Source organism: Alteromonas sp. RW2A1, assembly GCF_001886475.1.
Taxonomy (GTDB): Bacteria; Pseudomonadota; Gammaproteobacteria; order Enterobacterales; family Alteromonadaceae; genus Alteromonas; species Alteromonas hispanica.
Genome location: NZ_CP018031.1, coordinates 1,754,395 through 1,777,188, shown reverse-complemented (window position 1 = coordinate 1,777,188; position 22,794 = coordinate 1,754,395). Strand labels below are relative to the sequence as shown.

Sequence of the window (22,794 nt, the reverse complement as noted above, 5' to 3'; positions counted from 1 at the left end):
TTTGGTTCGTTAGAAACCTAAACAAAGATTACTCGCTTACTATTAGATAAAGCATCTACAATGCCAATATGACACAAGCTCAATGTTCAGAGGACAAAACCTAACGACGCTTGGGTACGAAGGTACAAATTATATTTGCAGTAAGAAAATCATTTATAGGAGTAAGAGGTGCGTTTGCGTTTAACCTTTTTCACCTGGCAATAGCAGAAGTGGGGCGTCCAAATGAGTAAATTAAGTAAAATGGCGGTAACCAGGCTAAATATAACCGAGGCGGGTGTGAGAGGAATTGAAGGCCGAAAGTTATCGACGACTTTTTTCAGGGTTGAAAACTGTGATGGGCTAGACATGTACATCAATTTTTCAAAATAGTGACCATATTCTAGCGTACGCATGCCGTGCTCTATAGATTCAATCATAGAAAAGCGCTTTGCTTTTTGTGAAGCGCTATCGCGAACTAAGGCTTCGTCATTTTGTTTCAGGCTATCGAGCATAGCTTCAACCGATGAAAAGCCGTGTTGTTTAGCTAATTCTGACGAAGAGGTAACTTCATCTCTTATGGCATCGTAATAACCGTTGAGATACTGCCTGTAATGGTCGGCAAGAATAGGTACCTGCAGCGTGATAATAAATAAAACCGCAAAAACAACTTTATCTAGAACCCGCGTTATCATCTACCTACCTCACCTTATTTCTATTCAACAATTGCCAATGCAACGCTTAGCCACCCAAACTAATGAACTTTTTGCACTTATTAGGTGCAAAGAATACACAGCTTCAAACACCCTCAATGATCACTTCAAAAAGCTGTAGATCGCATGAGTTAAGCGGCTTAACTGCTCAGCGCTAATGATGTAAGGAGGCATAATGTATACCAGTTTACCAAAAGGCCTTATCCACACCCCTTGCTTTATAAAGTGACGCTGAATTTCTGCTACATCTACCGGCTGTACTGTCTCAACTACCCCAATAGCGCCGAGAACTCGAACGTCTGCGACGCTCGGTAAGTCTGCACATTTTGCTAACTCACTGTGTAATTGTTGCTCTATGGCGGGAACCTGACGCTGCCAATGATTCTCATTGATCAACGATAAGCTAGCGTTAGCAACTGCACAGGCCAGCGGGTTACCCATATACGTTGGACCGTGCATAAATACGCCAGGGGAACCCTGGCAAACGCCAAGCGCAACATCTTCAGTACAGAGCGTTGCAGCCATGGTTAAATACCCGCCGGTTAATGCTTTGCCTAGGCACATGATGTCGGGCGTAATGCCCGCATGTTCGCAGGCGAATAATTTTCCTGTTCTACCAAACCCCGTGGCAATCTCGTCACATATAAGCAGTACGTCGTAGGTATCGCACAATTGACGACAGCGCTTTAAATATTCGGGGTGGTACATTCGCATGCCACCAGCGCCTTGTACGATAGGCTCTAAAATAAGTGCAGCCATCTGGTGGTGATTTTTTTCAAACAATTCTTCAAGTACGAGAATGTCTTCTTCGCTAAAAGTTTGTCCGTAACGAGTTTGCGGGGCTGGCGCAAAAATCTGCTTACTCAATACACTTTCAAACAAACTGTGCATGCCATTAACAGGGTCACACACACTCATGGCCGCAAAAGTATCTCCATGGTAGCCGTTTCGTGGCGCTACAATTCGAGATTTTTCAGGTCGCCCTTGGCATGCCCAGTATTGAATAGACATTTTTATAGCGACTTCTACCGATACAGACCCGGAATCGGCCAGAAAAACACGCTCTAGTCCAGCTGGAACCATTTGTAGCAAAGACTTGCACACATCTATTGCGGGCTGGTGGGTTATGCCTCCAAACATGACATGAGAAAATGCATCTACCTGATCGTGAGCCGCTTTATTGAGTTCGGGATGATTGTAGCCGTGGATCGCTGCCCACCAACTGGACATGCCGTCAACAAGCACTTCTCCGGTGGCTAATGTAAGTTCCGCGCCACTTGCGCCTGTCACTTCGTAGCAAGGCAATGGATTCACCGCAGAAGTATACGGATGCCAAATGTGCTGTTTATCAAAATCTATATTGTTCAAAATTTAACCGTTAGTAAATATTTTGGAATGGTCAGAGTTGACAACTTTGTAATGACGCATAGACTAAGCCAGCATTCTAATTTAGTAAAGAACAAGTAAAGGACATTCAATGACCGCGGCTTCAGCGCAAAATGCGTCAACGACAACGATTCGTAACGATTGGACTAAAGACGAAGTTAAAGCTTTGTTCGACATGCCATTTAACGATTTACTCTTCCAAGCACAGGTAGTGCATAGACAGCATTTTAATCCTAACGAAGTGCAGGTAAGTACGTTATTGTCGATAAAAACTGGGGCCTGCCCGGAAGATTGTAAATACTGCCCGCAAAGCGCGCGTTACGACACCGGTCTTGAAAAAGAGCGTTTGTTAGAAATTGACAAGGTGATAGAACGCGCCAAAGAAGCAAAACAGGTTGGCTCTACTCGTTTCTGCATGGGAGCAGCATGGCGTAACCCACGCGACCGCGATATGCCCTACATTGTAAGCATGATTGAAGAGGTCAAAAAGCTTGGGCTTGAGACGTGTATGACCTTAGGCATGCTCACGCGCGACCAGGCCGTTGCATTAAAGCAGGCTGGCCTAGATTATTATAATCACAACCTTGATACATCACCGGAATATTACGGCGATATCATCACCACTCGCACCTATGAAGACCGTTTAAATACCCTGGAAAACGTTAGGGAAGCCGGCATGAATGTGTGTTCAGGCGGCATTGTGGGTATGGGCGAAACGGCGGCAGACCGCGCAAGTATGCTTGTTCAGCTAGCTAACTTGCCAGAGCAGCCGCAAAGCGTGCCCATTAATATGCTGGTAAAGGTAAAGGGGACGCCGCTAGATAGCGTTGACGACCTCGACTACTTCGAGTTTATTCGGACAATTGCCGTTGCTCGTATCATGATGCCAAAATCTCACGTTCGCCTTTCTGCAGGACGGGAAGCGATGAATGAGCAAATGCAGGCTTTGTGCTTTATGGCGGGCGCTAACTCTATTTTCTATGGCTGTAAGCTGCTAACCACTTCAAACCCGGATACTCACGAAGATGTGATGCTGTTTAAAAAGCTTGGTATTAACACTGAAAGAACTCGCGATTTTTCCGATGAGGCTCATCAGCAAGTGCTTGAAGAAGAAATTGCTCAGCAAAACGAGCCAGAGAGCAGCGAACTCTTTTACGACGCGAGTAAGCCAAAAGCAAACCAAAAATCGCAGCGAACTGCGGAGGCGTAGTGGCCTTTACTTGGTTAGATGAAGCGTTAAGTCAGCGGGCCCAAGCGGGCCTGCTGCGCGAACGTGTTTGCCAACAATACGAAAAAGACAACATTATTTGCATTAATGGCGAACACTATCTCAATTTTTCGAGCAATGATTACCTGGGTATGCGCCAGCACGAAGGACTGCTTCAAAGCTGGGTAGAAGGGTTGGCACAATTTGGCGGTGGTAGCGGCGCATCACCATTAGTTACCGGCCACTCTCAGGCGCATCTCGCCCTAGAGGCCACTCTTGCCGATGGTCTCAATCGCGAAGCTGCGTTGCTGTTTAGTTCAGGGTTTGCTGCTAATCAGGCGGTATGTATGGCGCTATTTGGGTCTGCAGCGCCAAAGAAAACCTCTGGTCAACCTGCCTGTATTTTTGCTGATAAACTTATGCATGCCTCTTTTTTAGAAGGAGCGATGTCTCTAGGCGATAGTGTGTCGTTAAGGAGGTTTAGACACAACAGTGTTGAGCACCTCGACAGTTTGCTAAAGAGGCAAAACGCGTCTGAGCAAGATATTCTCGTGGCCAGCGAGGGAGTGTTCAGCATGGATGGCGATACTGCGCCCGCCGCTGAAATTGCTGACATAGCCCAAAGGCATAATGCGTGGTTTATGCTAGACGACGCCCATGGTATGGGGGTGATGGGCGAAAACGGATTTGGCACGGTTGAAGCTCTTAAGCTGTCTCAGCAACAGGCACCTATTGTGATGGGCACGTTCGGAAAGGCCATAGGCACAGGCGGTGCGTTTATCGCCGGTAGTCAAACCTTGATAGATTTTCTGGTAAACTTTTCAAAACACTACGTTTACTCCACCGCAATGCCTCCTGCACAAGCGGTGGCCACACTATACTCACTTACTCACATTGGTAGCGACCATGCTCGCCGAGACAGCCTTAGCGCCAATATCGAACACTTTAGAGATAGGTTTGCTCAACAATTTGGCGAATATAATAAGCCGTCGCTTGAAAGCGGCAGTGCTAATGATGTTAATTTAACGGATACTTTAACAGGCAGTCTCTCTCTTGTGTCTTCTCAAAGCGCAATTCAACCTATTATAGTAGGTTGTCCAAAGAAAGCGGTTAAGCTTAGTGAAGAGTTGAAAAAGCGAGGCATTTGGGTGAGCGCCATTCGCCAGCCTACAGTTCCGAAAAACCAAGATAGACTGCGGGTAACATTAACGGCAACGCATACAGCACAAGACATAGAGGTTTTGATAGACGCCTTAGCGCTAAGCGCAGAGGCGATATCGTGAAAATGTCTTCATATAGCCCAGTTGGTGCAGCCGGCGCAGCGTTTTCAACAAATTCGTCGAGCGCAGTAAATAAGCCTGCGCCAAGAATTGCATCCGCGCAAAGCACTGTATCTGCACAAGCCAGGATAGGTATAGAAATAGAAGAGTCTGCTGTGGCCCAGCGATTTTCTAAAGCCGCTTCTAAATACAACAAACTAGCTTCAATTCAACATACTATTGCGCAGCAAGGCTTGAATAATTTACCTAGGGAATTAAGCGGTGTCGCCCTCGATATAGGCTGTGGCACGGGAGTGCATACACAAACATTATCGACACGGGGGCTAAATGCTGTAGGCGTAGATATCGCTGATGGAATGCTAGAGCAAGCAAGAAATACTTTTCCCCAGCTTGTGTTTAAAAACGGCAGCGCTCAGGCTTTACCTATTAGCGATTGCAGTATTGATATTGCCTATTCATCCATGGCATTACAGTGGGTGAACGACCCTGAAAAAGTGGGGCGTGAGCTTTACAGAGTGCTTAAATCTGGCGGCATTGCCGAGCTCGCTATAATGGTGAGTGGCTCATTCCACGAGCTTAAACTCGCGCGGAAAATTGCCCAGCTTCCACAAGCCAATACGCCAATGCCTTCTGCTCTCCAATGGAAGCAAGCATTTCAGCTCTCAAAGCTGTCGGTAAAGCGCTTAATAACGCGAGATTACACAGACAGTCATAAAGACATTATGTCGTTATTGCGCTCTGTAAAAGGTGTTGGGGCAGGCGAGACGGGCAGGCAACAGCCCCCGTTAAATCGCCAAGACATTAAAAAGTTATCTATCGCATATCAAAATACACATGGCGTAAACGAGGTGCTGCCTCTTACTTACCGGGTGTGTCATTTTAGATTGGAAAAACAATAATGAAGCAATATTTTGTAACTGGAACAGATACTGAGGTAGGTAAAACCTACGTAACCTGTCAACTTCTTACAGCCGCCACTCGCCTTAATAAAAAAGCAATTGGTTACAAGCCGGTGAGCGCGGGATGCGACCTAATTAATCACGAATGGGTGAACGAAGACGCCGCTAACATTCAAAAAGCCAACAGCATACAACTGCCAATAAGCGAAATAAATCCTATTGCGCTAAAGCCGCCGATAGCCCCTCACATTGCTGCAAGTGAAGAGAATGTCGTACTGAGTGATGATAAAATTATGCAAGGTTTGGCACACTTGCAGTCTTATCAGCCAGATCTACTTTTAATGGAAGGCGCCGGAGGCTGGCGACTGCCGTTAAACATTCCTTCCAGAGGAACAGCGTTAGCAGCAACGCAAAGTCGGTTTATGTCTGATGTCGTCAGCGCAATAGACATGGAGGTAATTCTTGTAGTTGGCATGCGATTGGGGTGTTTGAATCATGCGCTTCTGACCGCAGAGGCTATCAGGCAAGACGGGTTGACCATTGCTGGGTGGATAGCTAATGATATAACTGGGAACATGAGCCGCTACAGCGACAACTTAGCTTCACTAAAAGCACTGCTACCAGAGCCATTACTCGCTGAAATTCCCTTTCAGCAAGCACCCAAAGACGAAGCTTTAAACTTCGCTTTGGAGCAACTCTGTTAAATCCGTATTGGGCGCAATGCGTTTTTTATCGTGTGCTGAAAAAATAAACCCGTCTTTGTCACCGACAAGCGTAAGCTTGTTATCAGTGAGCTTGAGTGCTGTACCCTCGCGAATGGCAACGACAGGAACGTCAGGGTTCAGTGATGTAAATTCTATCAAACGCTGGTCGCGAGTCTCGCCATTGTGCCCTTCAGGTATGAAATCTGTGTAGTGAGGATTTAGCTGAAAAGGAACAATGTTTAGCGCTTCAAAACTGGGTGGTTCAATAATGGGCATGTCGTTTGTTGTTCGTATGGATTGCCCGCAAATATTAGACCCAGCGCTCCAGCCAATATAGGGCGTAGCGTCGGCGATAGCGTGCTTCATTGGCACCATAAGCGCACCGGCGTAAAGGGTTGAAAGCAAGTGGAAGGTGTTACCACCGCCAACGACAATACTTTGGCCGTTTGCTTTTGCATTATTGATTGCGGCTACAGGGTCTTCCATTGTGTGCAGCCCGGTAACATTGCAGTCAGGCAGGGCCTCGGCAACTTTATTCACGTATTCGTCGTAAGTTCCGGTAACGGCTGCATACGGAACGAATAGAAGGTCGCGTATATCTCCCAAGTGTGCCAAAATATGAGGTCTTGCATGTTCAAGGTATGCCTCGTCACCTTGACGAGAGCTACTTAGCATCAGTGCGTGTGCGGTCATACTAACTCCATAAAATCATAGATATATAATATTACGCTAAATAAAAGGTAAAGTTTAGTATGGCACTGCTTCTATTCACATAGCCTTCAAATTTTGAGCTCTAGCGCATAAGCGCTATTGCGTATAAAAGGAACATGAATGAAACAATCTACATCGGTCTTATTCGTATGCTTAGGCAACATCTGCCGGTCACCAACTGCGGAAGCCGTGTTCAAGCAAAAAGCGGCAGATGCAGGGCTAGATCTCTTTATCGATTCTGCAGGCACTCATGGCTATCACATAGGCAATCCACCTGATAAGCGCTCACAGGCTGCAGGTGTAGAGCGCGGATACAGTTTCAAAGGCTTAAAATGCCGACGTGTTGACGAAAGTGACTTTGAAAAGTTCGATTACATATTAGCGATGGATGAAAGCAACCTGGCTAACTTACACGGTATGTGCCCTTCTCAATATCACGATAAGGTTTCTTTGTTTCTCGACTTTTCTGATGAAGAAGAAAAGGAGGTGCCAGATCCATACTACGGTGGAAAACGTGGTTTCGAACTAGTGCTCGATCTTATTGAATCAGCCTCTGACGGTTTAATTGCTCATATTAAAAACACGTCAAATAAACCATCGTAAGTACAGGGTTGAAGAACGTTGATAAAAGGTAAAACGGCAGTTGTTACTGCAGCCACAGTGTTTATCTGCGCGCTCTTTGGCGTTCTCTCTGCTGTGGGATTTACCGACACACCTTATGAATTAAAGCTTCATATTTTATATCAACTTCAACTGCCGCTGGCGCTAACTGCCACGTTAGTTGGTGCCGCATTATCGGTAAGCGGAGCAACACTACAAGTTGTGCTTCGTAACCCTTTGGCAGACCCTGGTATAGTGGGCATTACCAGCGGTGCTAGCTTGGTCGCTGCGGTGTTATTGCTTGCAACCCCTCAGTGGGCGGAAAATTATCTTCATTACATTCTCCCTGTAGGGTGTTTTATTGGTGCGTTAGCCACTACCTTCATCATTTATAAATTGGCAAGAAGGCTGTTAGGTTCTTCTACAGCGGTTATTCTTTCTGGCATTGCAATATCTACGTTAAGTGGTGCTGCCATCGCCTGGCTGTATTTGTTTAGCGATGCGAATTCCCTTAGAAACCTCACGTTTTGGTTAATGGGAAGTTTATATCAAACTACATGGCCAATTTTGGTAGTTGGCGCGCCGCTCGTTATAGCCGCATTAGCCTTTCAGTTTTCAAACGCGAGCAAATACAATCGTTTGTATGCAGGTGACGTCGCCGCGACAAGCAGTGGCGTAGATGTTCATAAACTAACGGAGCGTAGCTTAGTGGCTTGTGCCGTAGCTGTGGGGGCTGCTGTGTCTATGGCTGGCTCTATCGCGTTTGTTGGATTGTTAGTGCCGCACATTTTACGCCTACTCATTGGTCACAATAACAGGCTTTTATTACCACTTTGCGCCCTAGTTGGGGCGAGCTTATTGCTGCTAGTCGCGTTGTGTTCCGAGCTCACGCGCGCAATAACGCTGCCGGTATCTATGATCACGGCCACTCTCGGCGGACCACTTCTCATATGGGCGTTGCTTAAAGGGCAGCTTAGATGAACGCAGTGATACAAGTTTCTGATTTAGAGATAGAAAAGCGTTTAAATGGGGTATCTGTGAATGCCCAAAAAGGCGACTGTATTCACGTTATTGGTCCAAATGGTGCAGGTAAAAGCACCCTTATGACAGCGATTGCGGGGCTTGTTTCACCTGATAACGGATGTATAACTTTCAAGGGAAAACCTTTAGAGTACTGGTCTTTAGCCGAGCTAGCATCAATGAGAACGGTACTCGCCCAACAGTTAGAATTGAGCTTTGCTCTTTCCGTTTCAGAATATTTGTCTTTTTATAGTATCAGCGAAAACTTAATCATTCCAAGCATGCTCGAAACGGCTCTTGAAATAGCCGCTTTTCTAAATAAGCCAATCACGCAGTTATCAGGAGGAGAACGGCGGCGGGTAGAGATATGTCGCGCGCTACTGCAGATATGGCCTCAGCTTTTGAAAGGAGAGGGGATAGCCATTCTCGACGAGCCCCTACAGGGATTAGATATTCGTCATCAATACGCAGTGGCAACACTAGTACAAACGCTCTGTTCAAAGGGAAATACGGTTATCATGAGTTCGCATGATATTGGGCTAAGCGTTAACTATTGCAGCCAGCTATGGTTAATGCAACAGGGCAATATAGTCGCTAGCGGAACCCCCTCTAAGGTGGCGACCCAATTTAATTTAGAAAAAGTTTTTGAGTGTCACTTTTCGGTAAATCAGAAAAATAACTTTCTAGAAATTCAAGTTTGCGCGCCTATCACCTTAGAATAAGTGTGGTAAAATAAAGAAATATTTTTTCAGACGTTTGTAATGCTAACTTTACGTCGACTTATTTTTCAGGAGAATAACCTTGAGTGATTGGAAAGTAGATAGCTGGAGGCAAAAGCCTATTTTGCAGCAGCCCGAGTATGAAGACAGCGCGCTATTGAGCAATGTTGAGCAGACCTTAAGTACTTATCCTCCGTTAGTATTTGCCGCGGAGGCCAGAGAGTTGCGTCGACAGCTAGGTGAAGTGAGTTTAGGCAAAGGATTTTTATTGCAAGGCGGTGACTGCGCCGAGTCTTTTGACGAGTTTAACGCACCTAAAATTCGCGATACGTTTAAAGTGCTGTTACAAATGGCCATTGTGTTGACGTTTGCCGGTCGCTGTCCGGTAACAAAGGTGGCACGTATGGCTGGCCAGTATGCCAAGCCTCGCTCATCAAATTTTGAAACGCGAAACGGTGTGACACTACCAAGCTATCGCGGCGATATCATTAATAATTTTGAGTTCACTGAAGAGGCTCGCCGTCCCGATCCAAATCGTTTGCTTGAGGCTTATCACCGCAGCGCCTCTACTCTTAACTTATTACGCGCATTTGCACAAGGTGGTTTGGCAGATCTTCACGAGGTCAATCGTTGGAATATGGCTTTTGTCGAAAACAGCCCTCTTAAAGAACGCTACACCGACATGGCTACAAGAATTCAAGACTCGTTAGAGTTTATGGACGTTATTGGTATTAATGCGAACTCAAGTTCTACATTGCACGAGACGTCGTTGTTTACGTCTCATGAAGCACTATTGCTAAACTATGAGCAGGCACTGACTCGCACCGATACATTAACCGGAAAACCTTACGATTGTTCTGCGCACATGGTGTGGATTGGTGAGCGCACTCGTCAACTCGATCACGCTCATATTGAGTTTTTCCGTGGGATCCACAACCCTATTGGGGTAAAAGTGGGGCCGAGCATGGAAGAAGACGAACTCATTCGCCTAATTGACAAATTGAACCCCCTCAACGACCCAGGTCGCTTAACGCTTATCACCCGAATGGGAGCTGATAATCTTGCTGAAAACCTACCGCGTTTATTGAAGCGAGTGAAAGATGAAGGCCGTCACGTGGTATGGAGCTCGGATCCTATGCACGGCAACACTTTCTCTGCATCTTCTGGCTACAAGACCCGGAATTTCGATGCAATATTGCGAGAAATTAAGCAGTTTTTCCAAGCCCATGAATCTGAGGGAACCCACGCAGGTGGTATTCATTTAGAGATGACGGGTCAGCATGTGACTGAATGCACCGGCGGAGCCTATCAGATAAGTGATGAAGATTTGGCGCAGGCGTACAAAACCCAATGTGACCCAAGATTAAATGCAGACCAAGTGTTAGAAATGGCGTTTCTAGTTGCCGACCACTTGCGAAACGCTTAGGTTAAAAAATACTGCTCATTTTGAAAAAGCGCTGTTGGAGAGGAATCTGACAGCGCTTTTTTGTTCCTATAAAGATAAGGTAACAACCATAATTGGCGATTTTGAGATAGTCGCGCTGTTAGTATGCATTTGTTAGCATTCAGCTCTTCGTATGAGTTTGAAGTAAAAGGCCTTGCTATCCTTTTAAACCGCTTAAGATTTGCTGACGCTCATCCTCAGAGAGTACGCCCGTAAAAATTGTTTCTCGCCTAAGATTTGCCGTCCTTTCATCATCGCTAAGTAATAAAGATTTGAACAGCTCTGGGTTATCAAAAGTCTCCAAAATACTCTGCCACAGCATATAGCTGCCGTACCGCATAAGCTTATTTTTATAACGCTGCTCTAGGGTTTGGTGCACCTGACCTAGCAATTCAGGTTGATTCACGACTTTTTGCGCGATAGCTTCGTGAATTTTCAAGATTCGTGCGTTTACTTCGCTTCGTTTTTGTTTTCGAGGTCTTACTGACATTATCTGCTTTTATTTATGGTTGGTGATATGTAATGGCCGCTAGCGCAAGGCTCAGTTGCCAAGGCTCAATCATCAATGAGCAGAGGTTCAACTACCGACTCAAGACCGTTGAGCTTTATCTCGTACATTAGCGCAAGTTGTTCACCTAACTTACCTGCTGGAAATCCCTGCTTGTTGAACCATACCAAGTACGGCTCCGGAAGGTGAAACAAGCGTCTTCCCGCATACTTTCCAAAAGGCATGGTTTGATTGATAGCGTCTTTAATATCAGCTGGGTCCATTTTACTTCTTCGCTAGTTTTCAAGTTTATCGCGTTGCTGATTTTGCCAAAGTGAGGCGTATTCACCCTGCTTAACAAGTAATGTCTCGTGGGTACCACGTTCAACTATTTGTCCATCATCAATCACCAAAATTTCATCGGCGTCAACTATGGTAGATAAACGGTGGGCAATAACAAGACTTGTATGACCTTTTGCTGCGTCTCTAAGCGCGGATAAAATGGCTTTTTCCGATGCGCTATCAAGAGAGCTGGTCGCTTCATCAAATATCATAATAGAGGCGCCTTTCAATAGAGCTCGAGCAATAGCCACTCGCTGCTTTTCGCCACCAGACAGTTTGAGGCCTCGCTCTCCCACGGTGGTATTTAAACCTTCGGGTAATTTTTCAATAAATGCTTCAAGGTGAGCAAGTTTAATGACTTGTTCAATCTCCTCATCACAGGCATCCGGGTTTCCGTAGCGAATATTCTCACGTAACGACGCGTTAAATAGCACTGTGTCTTGCGGAACAATTCCAATATGTGAGCGAAGACTATCTTGTGTCAGTGTATTTATGGGCTGCCCGTCGATACAAATTTCACCTGAATTCGGTTCGTAAAACCGAAAAAGCAGTTTCATTATGGTAGATTTTCCCGCACCGCTTGGACCAACCACGGCTACCTTTTTTCCTGCAGGAACGCTGAAGCTTATGCCTTTTAAAATTTTGCGTTTTTCACCATAAGAAAAGTGAACATCGTTAAAGCTCACAGTAGGATTTGAGGTTTGCAATGTTTTTGCGTCAGCAGCGTCTTTTATAGCGGGAACCTGCTCGAGCAGATTAAATAGCTTATCGATATTGGCTAGGCTGCCGCGAATTTCTCTGTAAACAAACCCAAGGAAATTAAGAGGCATAAATATTTGCATAGTAAACGCGTTTATCAGAACAAAGTCACCAATGGTCATCTCTTCATTTAAAACCCCCAGCGCAGCATTAGCCATCATGGCAGTCATGGCGATGGCAATAATACTGGCCTGGCCCGCGTTAAGCGTAAAAAGTGATAGGCGGTTCTTGCGCCTGGCAATTTCCCATGCGGCCAAATCTTCGTCGTAGCGGTTAGCTTCAAAGCGTTCATTGTTGAAATACTTAACTGTTTCAAAATTCAGTAAACTATCTACAGCACGAGAGTTAGTTGTTGAGTCTGCTTCATTCATTTGCTTCACAAACTGGGTTCGCCAATCTGTGGCTTTCATAGAGAATCCCACATAAACAACAACGCTAATAACAATAATTAGCGCAAAAGAAATACCGAATTGAAATAACAGAAGACCAACCACTAAGCTTATTTCCAATAAGGTAGGCACAATGTTGAACACCATAAAACGCATTAAAAAGCTAATGCCGTTTGTGCCCCGTTCAATGTCTCTGGATAGCCCTCCAGTTCGGCGATTTAAATGAAAACCAAGATCCAAATTATGCAGGTGCTTGAAAACCTTAAGGCCGACACGACGCATTGCTCGCTCGGTAACCCGACCAAATAAGGTATCGCGAATTTCTCCCAATAATACATTGAGTAAACGTAGAACACCGTAGGCAACTATCAAGCTGATAGGCACTGCCACCGCAAGGGTTGAGAGATCCCCATTTAGACTGTCCACTGTGTATTTCAAAACGTATGGCAGCCCTATACTGGCGAGCTTAGCGGCTACTAGGCACAAAATAGCCAAAGCAACACGCTGTTTAAATTCAAAAAGATAGGGGATGAGTTGTGATAAAACTTGCCATTTTACTGGTTCGTCGTCGTTAATGGGTTGGCGATTTCTTCTCATTTTATACTGCAATAACTACCTGAATTAGGTTTGTAAGTAGGTGCATAGCACGCTTAAACAAGAGTGCTCGCGCTGGGTCGTGTCATTTTTACGTATCTAGGATACGAAATGAAATAATACAAAGATTATATTGGTCTTATTTAACCTAATGAAAAGCATTACAATGCTAAAGTAGAACTTTGTGTAGGGTACACAAAATATAGCACTGTTAATACGCTGAAAATAAGGCCATAGCAATAGGAGTTAGTTTGTTAGAAGATAGTTTTGGAAGACAGTTTCATTATTTACGCTTATCGGTAACTGAAGCATGTAACTTCCGCTGTCAGTATTGCTTGCCTGATGGCTACGACGGCCCCACAAGCGAACACTTTATGACGCTAAAAGAAATAGATACCTTACTTCAGGCATTCGCTCGCTTGGGTACCTCTAAAGTCCGCCTCACGGGTGGCGAACCCACTCTACGACGAGATTTTATCGATATTCTTAGGCTTACTGCCAATACCCCAGGAATTGAAAGAGTTGCAATGACCACGCATGGCGCTCGTATGGAAAAGTTCGCATCAACGTGGAAAGAAGCCGGACTGGACCAAGTTAATGTGAGCATAGACAGCCTAGATCCCAGGCAATTTGCTGCAATAACGGGGCAAGATAAATTGCGCTCAGTATTAAGAGGGTTAGATGCAGCCATCGAGGCTGATTTAGAGGTTAAAGTAAACTCAGTTCTACTTAATGACTTCTCGCAAAGCCGATTACAACGTTTTTTAAGCTGGCTGAAAGATATGCCTGTAACGCTTCGTTTTATAGAACTAATGGAAACTGGCGACCTTGCGCAATTTTTCAATAAGCAGCATCAAAGTGGGTCTCCGCTTAAAAAACAACTGGAAAATATGGGATGGCAGCCCCTGTTAAGAAGAAAAGATGCTGGACCTGCACAAGAGTTTTTTCATCCTGACTATGCCGGTAGAATAGGGTTAATCATGCCTTACAGCAAAGACTTTTGTAAAACCTGTAATCGGCTGCGTGTTTCTGCTCCAGGTAAATTGCATCTGTGTCTTTTCAGTGAAAATGGTATTGATATGAGAGACTTGCTGTCTACAGGAAATGTAGAAGAGGTTATTCAGTTTTTACAGCACGCCTTAAGTCAAAAAGATGCTACCCACTACTTACACGAGGGCAAAACGGGAGCGACCAAACATTTAGCCATGTTAGGTGGTTAAATGACCAGAGCCGATTAAAAAATTATTTGGATCTGGATAAAAATAGGATATATTCGAAAAAAATAATAAGATCGACAGGAAGTATATGCAAATCAGGGATAGTGAGCGTCTTACCTACCATTACGTAACGGAAGCCGATGCTGATTTTCTTTGGGAGCTTGACCAAGACGAAATGGTCATGAAGTTTATCAACGGCGGCAAAAAATCCTCCAGAGAAGACATTCAAAATATATTTGTTCCCCGCTTCCAAGCTTATTCCAATCCCGCATTAGGTTGGGGTCTTTGGCGTGTAGAAACCCTCGATAACAAAGAAAGCATTGGATGGGTTTTGGTACGTCCTTTTGGCTTTTTTACTAAAAGCCCAGAAAGCGATAATATTGAATTGGGCTGGCGTTTTAAACGCAGTAGCTGGGGAAAGGGCTATGCTACCGAGGCCGCCAATGCAGTTAAAGAGAGTCTCTACGAAATAGGCATGGATAAGTTTTCAGCCATTGCAAACCCTGAAAACCAAGCGTCTATCAACATTATGAAAAAATTGGGTATGCGGTTTAGCCACGAACTAGAATACAAAGATAGCGTTTTTCAAGAATTAGTTGTGGTTTATACAACCTGAATACATAGGTACAACACTCAAAAGCCCGCCGATTTAACATTGCCTGACTTCCAAGTGGAACTATTTTGGTTGGGCCTTATATTCACATTTGCTAGCTCAAACTCAAAACCCGAAAAATAAATCTATATAGTGCTGATTTCTAAAAATACGGTTACCCATTAGCGTTAGCGCTTTTTAGTCGCTAAATTCGTCAAAAGCGCGAAGTGCATCAGCCGCATACATAAATGACGGCCCGCCACCCATATAAATAGCCATACCACAAACTTCTTCAATTTCGTTTCTTGTTGCCCCCAGATGAACCAGCGCTTTCGCGTGAAAACCAATACATCCGTCGCAACGAGTGGCGATGCCAATGGAAAGTGCAATGAGCTCTTTAGTTTTTTTATCCAGAGCACCATCGGCGGTAGCCGCTTTCGCCATTTCAGAGAACCCTTTCATCACCTCAGGCATGCCTTTTTTTACTTCGGCCAAATAAGGGTTAAGATCCTCGGTAATTTGTTTATACGATTTAGGCATTGTTTTCTCCCAATGTTTGTACTTGAGCAAGTAGAAAAGGGTTCCAGCTCAACACTTTTGATAGTTGATACTAAGAGTATAGCGACTGCAGCCTACGTTATTTTGATTAGTATCAAAAATTATACGAAAAGCGCTGTAGAATGCGTCTTTGGTAGCATAGAAATAGAACGCATTATGGACTATGGTTTAAGGCAGTGGTCGGCCCGACATAAAACTATTTAGAGAGCGTGTGTTTGCTTAAAATGACGACCTTTCCCTCCTTTTTTCTACACGTGCTTTACGTATCGTTTTTGTTTTTTCTGTTGAGTGCAAAAGGCTATTCAGCTGCTTCAGACACGCTTACTAATGATTATTCTATCGATCAATTTACTGCCACCGACGGCTTCGTTTCCTCGGAAATCTATTCCATTATTCAAGATCAGCAGGGGTTTATTTGGTTTGGTACCGCTGAAAATGGTGTTATGCGTTACGATGGTAAGAACGTAAAGCTATACGAGGCTAGCAGCGACGCAGTAAAAGGCTTGTCCCATAACGATGCAGGAAACCTGATGCTGGATAAAAACGGCAATATTTGGGTTGGAACATGGGGAGGCGGTGTCAATAAGTACAGCCCTACTACCGGGAAATTTCAGCGTTTCCTTCATGATCCAGACAATGTTAACTCAATCTCATCAAATCGGGTTCAATCGTTGTTTCATGATAAAACCGGTGATATTTGGCTGGGCACCTACAACAAAGGGTTAAATCGTTATTTAGGCAATGGGAAATTTCAGCGGGTTCAGAGAGGGGAAGATAGCCAAGTCGGTTTATCTCATAATCGTATTTGGGACATAATCGACAACGACGAAAAGACCTTATGGGTAGCAACCAGCTATGGCTTAAATTTACTCAACAAAGACACCCTAACAGCAACATATTACTTTCCCGATAAGTCCAATAAAACTGCTACAGGCGCAAATGAAGTTCGTAGCTTGCTTTTGGCTAGTGATGGCCGTTTTTATGTAGCAACTCAAGAGGGCCCTTTTCTATTTTTACCTGAAAATGGTGTCTTCATTCCTCAATTGACAAAAAATGGCAAAACATTAGGCCAAGTTAATTCGATGATTGAAGATCACGAAGGTACTGTATGGTTTGTCACTACAAACGGGTTATTCAAGCGCTCGCAAAGCGATAACGAGGTGCAAAAAACAGACTTTGGATTTGATAATGGTCTTAGGATAATCTTTGAAGATCATACCCATACAAAGTGGATAACAAGCGAAGTACATGGCATTTTTAAGCTTTCACCACGCCGAAAAGTTAAGATAATTGATAGCGAGTTACTCGTAGCGCCTAATGGAATTGAACTAGACGAAAATGGCGATGTGCTGATAGTTAATGCCAAGGCTGAAGTGTATAAATGGAAAACTGATGAGCAGCGCCTGCATCGAGTGTCGAACTCGGTGTTCAGTTCTTTTGATGATTACGCAGAAAATGGGGTTATTGAACGGCCCATTATTCTACCAATCGAAAACAATATGTTTTGGGTTGCACAGGATGACTTTTTAGTAAAATTTGACGCAGTTACGAAAGATGTAACCCGAGTGGAGTATCCGAAAGACGATGCTGAATATCGTCATTTTAGAGAATTCAGGGCGTTAGCGTTAGATGACAACGACAACCTGTGGATTGGAACCTATAAAAATGGTGTTTACGTTTACAACAATGACAGCAATACCTTTAAGCACTTAACTCAGAAGGACGGATTGCCTCACCCTGAAATACTGGCCATTTTTAAAGATCGCGACGGAAATATGTGGGTGGGCACAGGGAAGGGCGTGAGTGTTTGGCGAGAAGACGAAAAACGATTCGACACGTTTAGCTCAACGGAAAAAAATAATAGCTTGTTAGGCAATATCGTTGAAGATATATACCAAAGCAGAAATGGTAATATTTGGGTTGCCACCCAAAAAGGACTCAACCTTTATCAGCCCGATACGCAAAGTTTCAAACGATTTAGTGAGCAACAAGGATTGCCTGCACCGCTTATTCGCGCTGTATCAGACGGCGAAAACGAGGGGCTATGGCTAACTACCAACAAAGGCATTTTTCTATACGACCCATATAAACAGCAAGCGCTAAATTACAATAGTAGCTCAAAGTTCGCGGGTCAGAATTACTACTCCAGTAGCCTGTTGAAATCTTCCCAAGGTACTTTTTTTACTAGTAGCCAACGAGGCATAGAGTACTTTAATTACGAGGAGTCAGACCAGCAGGAGCTCAATGCGAATATCGTTTTAACTGACTTTAACGTTATGGGGGAGCCTGCTAGTACCGATACCCCTCTGTCATATGTTAAAGATGTCTATCTTTCTCACGAAGACTATTTCTTTTCTTTTGAATTTGCCCTGCTTGATTTCTCTGCCGCAACTGTGCCGCACTTTGCTTATAAGCTTGAAGGCTATGATGAGCAATGGATAGACATTGGAAACTACAATAACGTGTCATTTACCAATTTAAATGGCGGTACGTATACGTTATTAGTGAGAGCATTAAAACAAAACGGTGAATGGAGTTCAGCACAATTAGCCATTAATGTGCACGTAGAGTCGAAACCATGGAAAACCTGGTGGGCGTATACCCTCTACGGTGTTTTACTCACTGCAACGGTAATGCTGATCATTTACCTACGCACACGGCTACATCAAACAGAGATTACCAAGCAAAAGCGCTTCGTACAGGTTTTAGAGCAACAAGTTTCTGAAAAAACGGCGTCTCTTGAGCAGCAGGCTCGCGAATTAAAAGTGGCTTTAAACAAGGCGGAGGAAGCAACTAAACTTAAATCAGAGTTTCTTGCCAATATGAGCCATGAAATTCGCACCCCATTAAATGGCGTGGTTGGTATGCTTAGCCTATTAAAAAACAGTGGTTTAAATGCCGAGCAGGCGCATCAAGCCAACATAGCCAACTCAAGTGCGAATTCGTTGCTCGTGCTCATTAACGATATTCTCGACTTTTCAAAAATAGAGGCCGACAAGCTTGATATCGAGTCAGTAGATTTTGATTTGCGAGCGCTAATTGAAGAGCTTGCGTACTCAATTGCACATACTGCCCAAGAGAAGGGATTGGAAGTTATCGTTGATGTTTCAAAAGTGCAAACGTCAAAAGTTAATTCAGCCCCCAACCGTATTAAGCAAATTCTTAATAACTTGTTAAGCAACGCAGTGAAGTTCACAGAGCAGGGTGAAATAAACATTACTGCAGAACTTCTACCTCATAAAGATGCAAATTGTTATTTGATGCGATGCGTTGTGGAAGATACGGGAATTGGTATTGAGAAGCACAAGTTAGAACATCTTTTTGAATCGTTTACGCAGGTAGATGCGTCTACTACCCGTCGCTATGGTGGAACAGGCCTTGGCTTAACTATCACTAAAAAGTTATGTGAACTTCTAGGTGGTGACGTGAGGGTATCGAGTGATATCGGCAGCGGAAGCTGTTTTGAAGTAACTTGTGAAGTGAAAAAAGTAAACGAAGCTACTGACGTATTGCCAACCATAGAAAACGTTAATCATCACTGGCTTATTGTTGCCCCAAATTTATCAAGCCAACGAGCGCTGGAAAAGCAACTCAACTTATGGGGAGCTAAAACATCGCTTGCTAGCACAGCTAAAAGTGCGCTTTCTGTTTATGAAGAAAGCATTGTTGGCAAGAGTCCTATAACTATCATTTTGTTCGATAAAACCACGCCAGATATGGCCGCTGCGTCTTTTTGTCATGCCATAAGAACCTATAAAACACCAAACAATCCCCGAGTTGTTACCATGACTTTGTTAAAAGATTTGGACAGTGCGCAACAGGCTAAAGAGTTTGGATTATATGCTAGCTTTCCTAAGCCTTTGTCAACCAACGCGCTTAGGTTTGTGCTTGAGGACGAACCAAGCTCAAGTTCTCATCAGCACTATCAGCACCGTCATAAGCAAAGCGGTGAAGAGCGCCCCTCAGATACTCAAGACGATTATATAGGCAGCTCTGCAGAGAACGATAACAGCTCGACATATTCATTATCGAAAGGTGCCGTATCGAAAGGTGCAGTATCAAAAGGTGCAGTATCTGAGGGACACCACATATTGTTAGTTGAAGACAATGCAATAAATCAAATTGTCGCCACAAGTATTATCGAAGGTGCTGGTTTTATCGTTGATGTTGCAAACAATGGAAAAGAGGCGATTGAACTATTGCAAGCCGCTGGGGAAGACTGCGTATATTCACTCATTGTTATGGACTGTCAGATGCCGGAAATGGACGGGTTTGAAGCGACGAGGCAAATCAGAAAAGGAACAGCAGGAGCGCAGTACCATCAAGTTCCCATTGTAGCCATGACGGCCAATGCGATGCAAAGCGATAAAGAAATGTGCATGAAAGCCGGAATGGATGACTTTCTTACCAAGCCCATAGAGCAAGAGAAAGTTATTGCTACGCTACGAAAATGGCTACAAACAGAAGTGTCAGATTAAGTCGATATTATTTCGCGCTATGCTGTTCGCGCTATGCACGCCTTTTACTATTCATGTTAATGGTTTGTCAGGATGCTTTTCACACTGTCGTAACGACTTTGCTGCTCTTCAGATAACTGCGCTGTTTCGAGTGTTTCTCGGCATGATCTAATTGCTTGAACAGTATCACCTGGTAACGCTTCACGAGATTTTCTTGCTCGTACTATGGCCTGTAAATAGTTTAACGCAATAGACGGATTTTTGGGCATCACTCTGAATGCTTGTGAAAACGTAGTGTAAGATTGCTCTAAATTACCACGCTTATATTCGGCTACCGCAGAATTGTTGAGCGCTTTAGGACTTAATGAAATTGCCGTTTTCTCTTCTTTTTCTTGCCTAATATAACGACACATTAACTCGTCACTGTTCTCATCTGTTCTCAATTGTTTAGCGAGCGCATCGAATATTTTCAACGACTCGGTTTTCAGTCCAACTTCATGTAAGGCTTTTGCTCTATCGAGCAGCGCCTCTGTAGATTGTTGTTTTGCATGGACGCTATGAAAGTCAGCTAACAGAGATTGAGCTTTGGTTACGTCATCTTTCAAATAATGAATTCTCGCGTCTATAACCTTAAGCTCTTCGTTCAGTTCTGTTTTCGGATGGGCTTGTTTAAGTTGTTGAAGGTAGCTGGTGGCCTGTTTGACAATTTTATTAACGTCAGCAGGGTCAGAGGTCATGGCAAAGTCTACACCCGCCCGAGCAGCATTAAGATAATTATCTGGGGCGTCATGAATTGAATCTTTCGCATATCTGACAACATGTTTAGCACTGGCGAACTGGCTTTCGTAATTGTGAGTTATACGCGCTAAGTTTACAGCTTGGCGATGACGGGATATTTTTCTAGGCGAAATCTGACACGCTAAGCGCGTGCATTCTAAGGCATCATCAAAGGCTTCATGCTTAATTTTCAATGTGGCCAACAGGTCATAGGCAGCAAGTTCGGCATCGGGCCGCATAGCTAATTGTAAAACCTCTCGTTCTGCATCATCAAAATCTTCCAGCGCTATTAAGCATTTCGCTATACCTATCTTAGCCCAGCTAAAGTCTTGAACATTTACAATGCCATCATAGAAAGCCAGAGCTTGACTAAATCGTTGATTAAGAAATAGAAGATCACCTTTTATTTTCATAGCAAGCGGAAAATGTTCCGCATACTCAGGTTGTAAAAGAAATTGCTCTATTTCATAAAGCGCTCTTTCATGCTCCCCAGAGTCCATAAATTGATAAACATTTTTCAGCGCAGCTTTCCGAGACAAAACCCGAGAAAGACGTCTTTCTAATTCGTTTACAGAAAAAGGTTTAGCAATGAATTCATCGGGTTGGAGTTCTATAATGGCATGCACAACCTCTGCTGAAGTATCTGCACTTGTAAAGATAAACGCATTGGTTAACGACAGCGCGTGTTCAGATTGTAATTGTTCAAGAAGAAAGTAGCCCCCTTGCTCAGAGCGCAGGTTATAAGAACAGATAATTGCGTCGTATTCGAATTCCTGAAGCGCAGCAATGGCAGAAGACGGGCGGTCGACGTGGTCTATTTTTTTAAACCCCAGTTGCTCGAGAGCATAATGCAAATGACTCTTAGCTAATACTTGATCTTCTGCAATAAGTAACTTGGTGCCCTTCGCTAGATTGTATTTCATTTTAATGTCACGTCGCTAAATTCTGTCATTATGCTCAAATCCCTAGCTATTTTTAAGAGCTTACACGGTTACACAACTAAATCAGCTATGTAATTTTACTAATGCACGTTTTAAAACTTACATTCTGATGAAGCGCTAAAACGCGATAAATATAATATAATCCTTTATCGGCCTGTATGCTCGAAAATTAAACACTTTAAAGGTTGGAAGCAACAATTTAAGTGACGAGTTTGGTTTTTGCTAGATAGAGAACTTAAGAGTTCCAATTTCTCGTTGCATTGCTAATAAAGATTATAAGGAGAGATGAGATAGCCTCAGACGCTCGTTTCAATTGAAATTGTTTTTCTAAGCGGCTAATGATACTTTACATTTTCGAAACTTAATTGAGCAGCTAAATGGACTTAATATGCGTTATCTATCACTGGGACTAATTATTGTTAGCTTGTCAGCATGTGAAAGCTCCCAATACCGGCAGCCTGAAAACACTAAATTCGAGCAGAAAGTTTCCAAAAGCCATCGCGACAATAACGGTGTTGTGAGGCGTTTTGCACCGCGGTATCCAATCAGTGCGGCCAAAACGGGAGAAATGGGCTGCGCAACAATAGAGTATGTTATCACGCCATCGTTGGAGATCACTGAAATGGAAGTTATAGATGCAACAGCCGGTCATTTTGCCATTGAATCGATGAAAGTAATTCCTAAGTGGAAATGGAGTAACTTAAGTGGCGATGTAATCACTTCGCCGGTTACGCGCAGAACGAGGTTTGAGTTTTGTCTCAAGGACGGCAGTAATAACTGCACGGTAGAAGAAGTGAATAAACGCACTTCATGTTCTGGTGAAGATGTGGTTGTCGCAGCAGGCTCAGTAATAAGACGCAGGTGAGCGCTTTAGGGATATTCTGGGGTTTGCTTAAACTGCCCAACTTGGTTAGCAGTTTGCCTCATTTTAGACGACAGCAAGACCTGGCTCAGGTTACCGTCGTCTCAATACTTCAAACTCTTGCTCAATAACATCTCTACGCTGGTGTATTGGCTTTAGT

20 protein-coding genes are annotated in these 22,794 nt (G+C 43.9%); 12 read left to right on the top strand and 8 right to left on the bottom strand.

What is annotated here, in order from left to right; translation table 11 throughout:
- Positions 1-149: 149 nt before the first annotated feature.
- Together BM528_RS08015 and bioA are read right to left on the bottom strand one after the other, a co-directional pair.
- On the bottom strand, positions 150-671 hold the full coding sequence (locus tag BM528_RS08015) for a DUF2937 family protein (RefSeq protein WP_071979440.1): 522 nt from the start codon (positions 669-671) through the stop codon (positions 150-152).
- A 120-nt stretch (positions 672-791) separates the two neighbouring features.
- A complete protein-coding gene (gene bioA / locus BM528_RS08010) occupies positions 792-2,057 on the bottom strand; it encodes an adenosylmethionine--8-amino-7-oxononanoate transaminase (protein WP_071979439.1) in 1,266 nt (421 codons plus the stop codon).
- Positions 2,058-2,166: 109 nt separating this feature from the next.
- Here bioA and bioB point away from each other — a divergent pair, with 109 nt between their 5' ends.
- Genes bioB through bioD form a run of 4 tightly spaced genes read left to right on the top strand, consistent with a single transcriptional unit; the run spans position 2,167 to position 6,165 of the window.
- On the top strand, positions 2,167-3,285 hold the full coding sequence (bioB, locus tag BM528_RS08005; protein WP_071979438.1) for a biotin synthase BioB: 1,119 nt from the start codon (positions 2,167-2,169) through the stop codon (positions 3,283-3,285).
- The gene (locus tag BM528_RS08000; protein ID WP_071979437.1) at positions 3,285-4,565 is read left to right on the top strand and encodes an aminotransferase class I/II-fold pyridoxal phosphate-dependent enzyme; all 1,281 of its coding nucleotides are present in this window, start codon (positions 3,285-3,287) and stop codon (positions 4,563-4,565) included. The genes bioB and BM528_RS08000 overlap by 1 nt, the downstream gene beginning before the upstream one ends.
- Positions 4,566-4,567: 2 nt before the next feature.
- Positions 4,568-5,461, top strand: a complete 894-nt coding sequence (locus tag BM528_RS07995) for a methyltransferase domain-containing protein (RefSeq protein ID WP_071979436.1) — start codon at positions 4,568-4,570, stop codon at positions 5,459-5,461.
- Positions 5,461-6,165: a dethiobiotin synthase gene (gene bioD, locus BM528_RS07990; protein WP_071979435.1), complete on the top strand. Its 705-nt coding sequence runs from the start codon at positions 5,461-5,463 to the stop codon at positions 6,163-6,165. The genes BM528_RS07995 and bioD overlap by 1 nt, the downstream gene beginning before the upstream one ends.
- Here bioD and pepE read toward each other — a convergent pair.
- The gene (gene pepE / locus BM528_RS07985; RefSeq protein ID WP_071979434.1) at positions 6,136-6,858 is read right to left on the bottom strand and encodes a dipeptidase PepE; all 723 of its coding nucleotides are present in this window, start codon (positions 6,856-6,858) and stop codon (positions 6,136-6,138) included. The two genes, bioD and pepE, sit on opposite strands and share 30 nt — an antisense overlap.
- A gap of 138 nt (positions 6,859-6,996) precedes the next feature.
- Here pepE and BM528_RS07980 point away from each other — a divergent pair, with 138 nt between their 5' ends.
- The 4 genes from BM528_RS07980 to BM528_RS07965 all read left to right on the top strand — a co-directional run bounded on the left by BM528_RS07980 (position 6,997) and on the right by BM528_RS07965 (position 10,641).
- A complete protein-coding gene (locus tag BM528_RS07980; protein ID WP_071979433.1) occupies positions 6,997-7,479 on the top strand; it encodes a low molecular weight protein-tyrosine-phosphatase in 483 nt (160 codons plus the stop codon).
- Positions 7,480-7,536: 57 nt separating this feature from the next.
- On the top strand, positions 7,537-8,457 hold the full coding sequence (locus BM528_RS07975) for a FecCD family ABC transporter permease (RefSeq protein ID WP_420809539.1): 921 nt from the start codon (positions 7,537-7,539) through the stop codon (positions 8,455-8,457).
- Complete coding sequence (locus tag BM528_RS07970) at positions 8,454-9,218, top strand: ATP-binding cassette domain-containing protein (protein WP_071979432.1); 765 nt, start codon at positions 8,454-8,456, stop codon at positions 9,216-9,218. Before BM528_RS07975 ends, BM528_RS07970 begins: the two co-directional genes overlap by 4 nt.
- A 79-nt stretch (positions 9,219-9,297) precedes the next feature.
- On the top strand, positions 9,298-10,641 hold the full coding sequence (locus BM528_RS07965; RefSeq protein WP_071979431.1) for a class II 3-deoxy-7-phosphoheptulonate synthase: 1,344 nt from the start codon (positions 9,298-9,300) through the stop codon (positions 10,639-10,641).
- Positions 10,642-10,816: 175 nt separating this feature from the next.
- Here BM528_RS07965 and BM528_RS07960 read toward each other — a convergent pair whose 3' ends face one another.
- The 3 genes from BM528_RS07960 to BM528_RS07950 form a co-directional block, all read right to left on the bottom strand.
- Positions 10,817-11,149, bottom strand: a complete 333-nt coding sequence (locus BM528_RS07960; RefSeq protein WP_071979430.1) for a hypothetical protein — start codon at positions 11,147-11,149, stop codon at positions 10,817-10,819.
- Positions 11,150-11,214: 65 nt separating this feature from the next.
- Complete coding sequence (locus tag BM528_RS07955) at positions 11,215-11,430, bottom strand: DUF3820 family protein (protein WP_071979429.1); 216 nt, start codon at positions 11,428-11,430, stop codon at positions 11,215-11,217.
- A 12-nt stretch (positions 11,431-11,442) separates the two neighbouring features.
- The gene (locus BM528_RS07950; protein WP_071979428.1) at positions 11,443-13,233 is read right to left on the bottom strand and encodes an ABCB family ABC transporter ATP-binding protein/permease; all 1,791 of its coding nucleotides are present in this window, start codon (positions 13,231-13,233) and stop codon (positions 11,443-11,445) included.
- 248 nt (positions 13,234-13,481) lie between these two features.
- Between BM528_RS07950 and moaA the strand changes: the two genes are divergently transcribed.
- Together moaA and BM528_RS07940 are read left to right on the top strand one after the other, a co-directional pair.
- A complete protein-coding gene (moaA, locus tag BM528_RS07945) occupies positions 13,482-14,450 on the top strand; it encodes a GTP 3',8-cyclase MoaA (RefSeq protein WP_071979427.1) in 969 nt (322 codons plus the stop codon).
- Between the two features lie 85 nt (positions 14,451-14,535).
- Entirely contained in the window at positions 14,536-15,063 is a 528-nt protein-coding gene (locus BM528_RS07940; RefSeq protein WP_071979426.1) for a GNAT family N-acetyltransferase, read from the top strand.
- Between the two features lie 174 nt (positions 15,064-15,237).
- On the opposite strand, the gene BM528_RS07935 is transcribed toward BM528_RS07940, so the two are convergent.
- Positions 15,238-15,579: a carboxymuconolactone decarboxylase family protein gene (locus tag BM528_RS07935; RefSeq protein WP_071979425.1), complete on the bottom strand. Its 342-nt coding sequence runs from the start codon at positions 15,577-15,579 to the stop codon at positions 15,238-15,240.
- A 242-nt stretch (positions 15,580-15,821) separates the two neighbouring features.
- On the opposite strand from BM528_RS07935, the gene BM528_RS07925 reads away from it, so the two are divergent.
- Entirely contained in the window at positions 15,822-20,075 is a 4,254-nt protein-coding gene (locus tag BM528_RS07925) for a hybrid sensor histidine kinase/response regulator (protein WP_083595230.1), read from the top strand.
- Positions 20,076-20,131: 56 nt separating this feature from the next.
- Here the strand turns inward: BM528_RS07925 and BM528_RS07920 are convergent, their stop codons facing one another.
- On the bottom strand, positions 20,132-21,754 hold the full coding sequence (locus BM528_RS07920; protein ID WP_071979423.1) for a response regulator: 1,623 nt from the start codon (positions 21,752-21,754) through the stop codon (positions 20,132-20,134).
- Positions 21,755-22,160: 406 nt separating this feature from the next.
- Between BM528_RS07920 and BM528_RS07915 the strand changes: the two genes are divergently transcribed.
- A complete protein-coding gene (locus BM528_RS07915) occupies positions 22,161-22,637 on the top strand; it encodes an energy transducer TonB (protein WP_071979422.1) in 477 nt (158 codons plus the stop codon).
- Positions 22,638-22,794 lie beyond the last annotated feature (157 nt).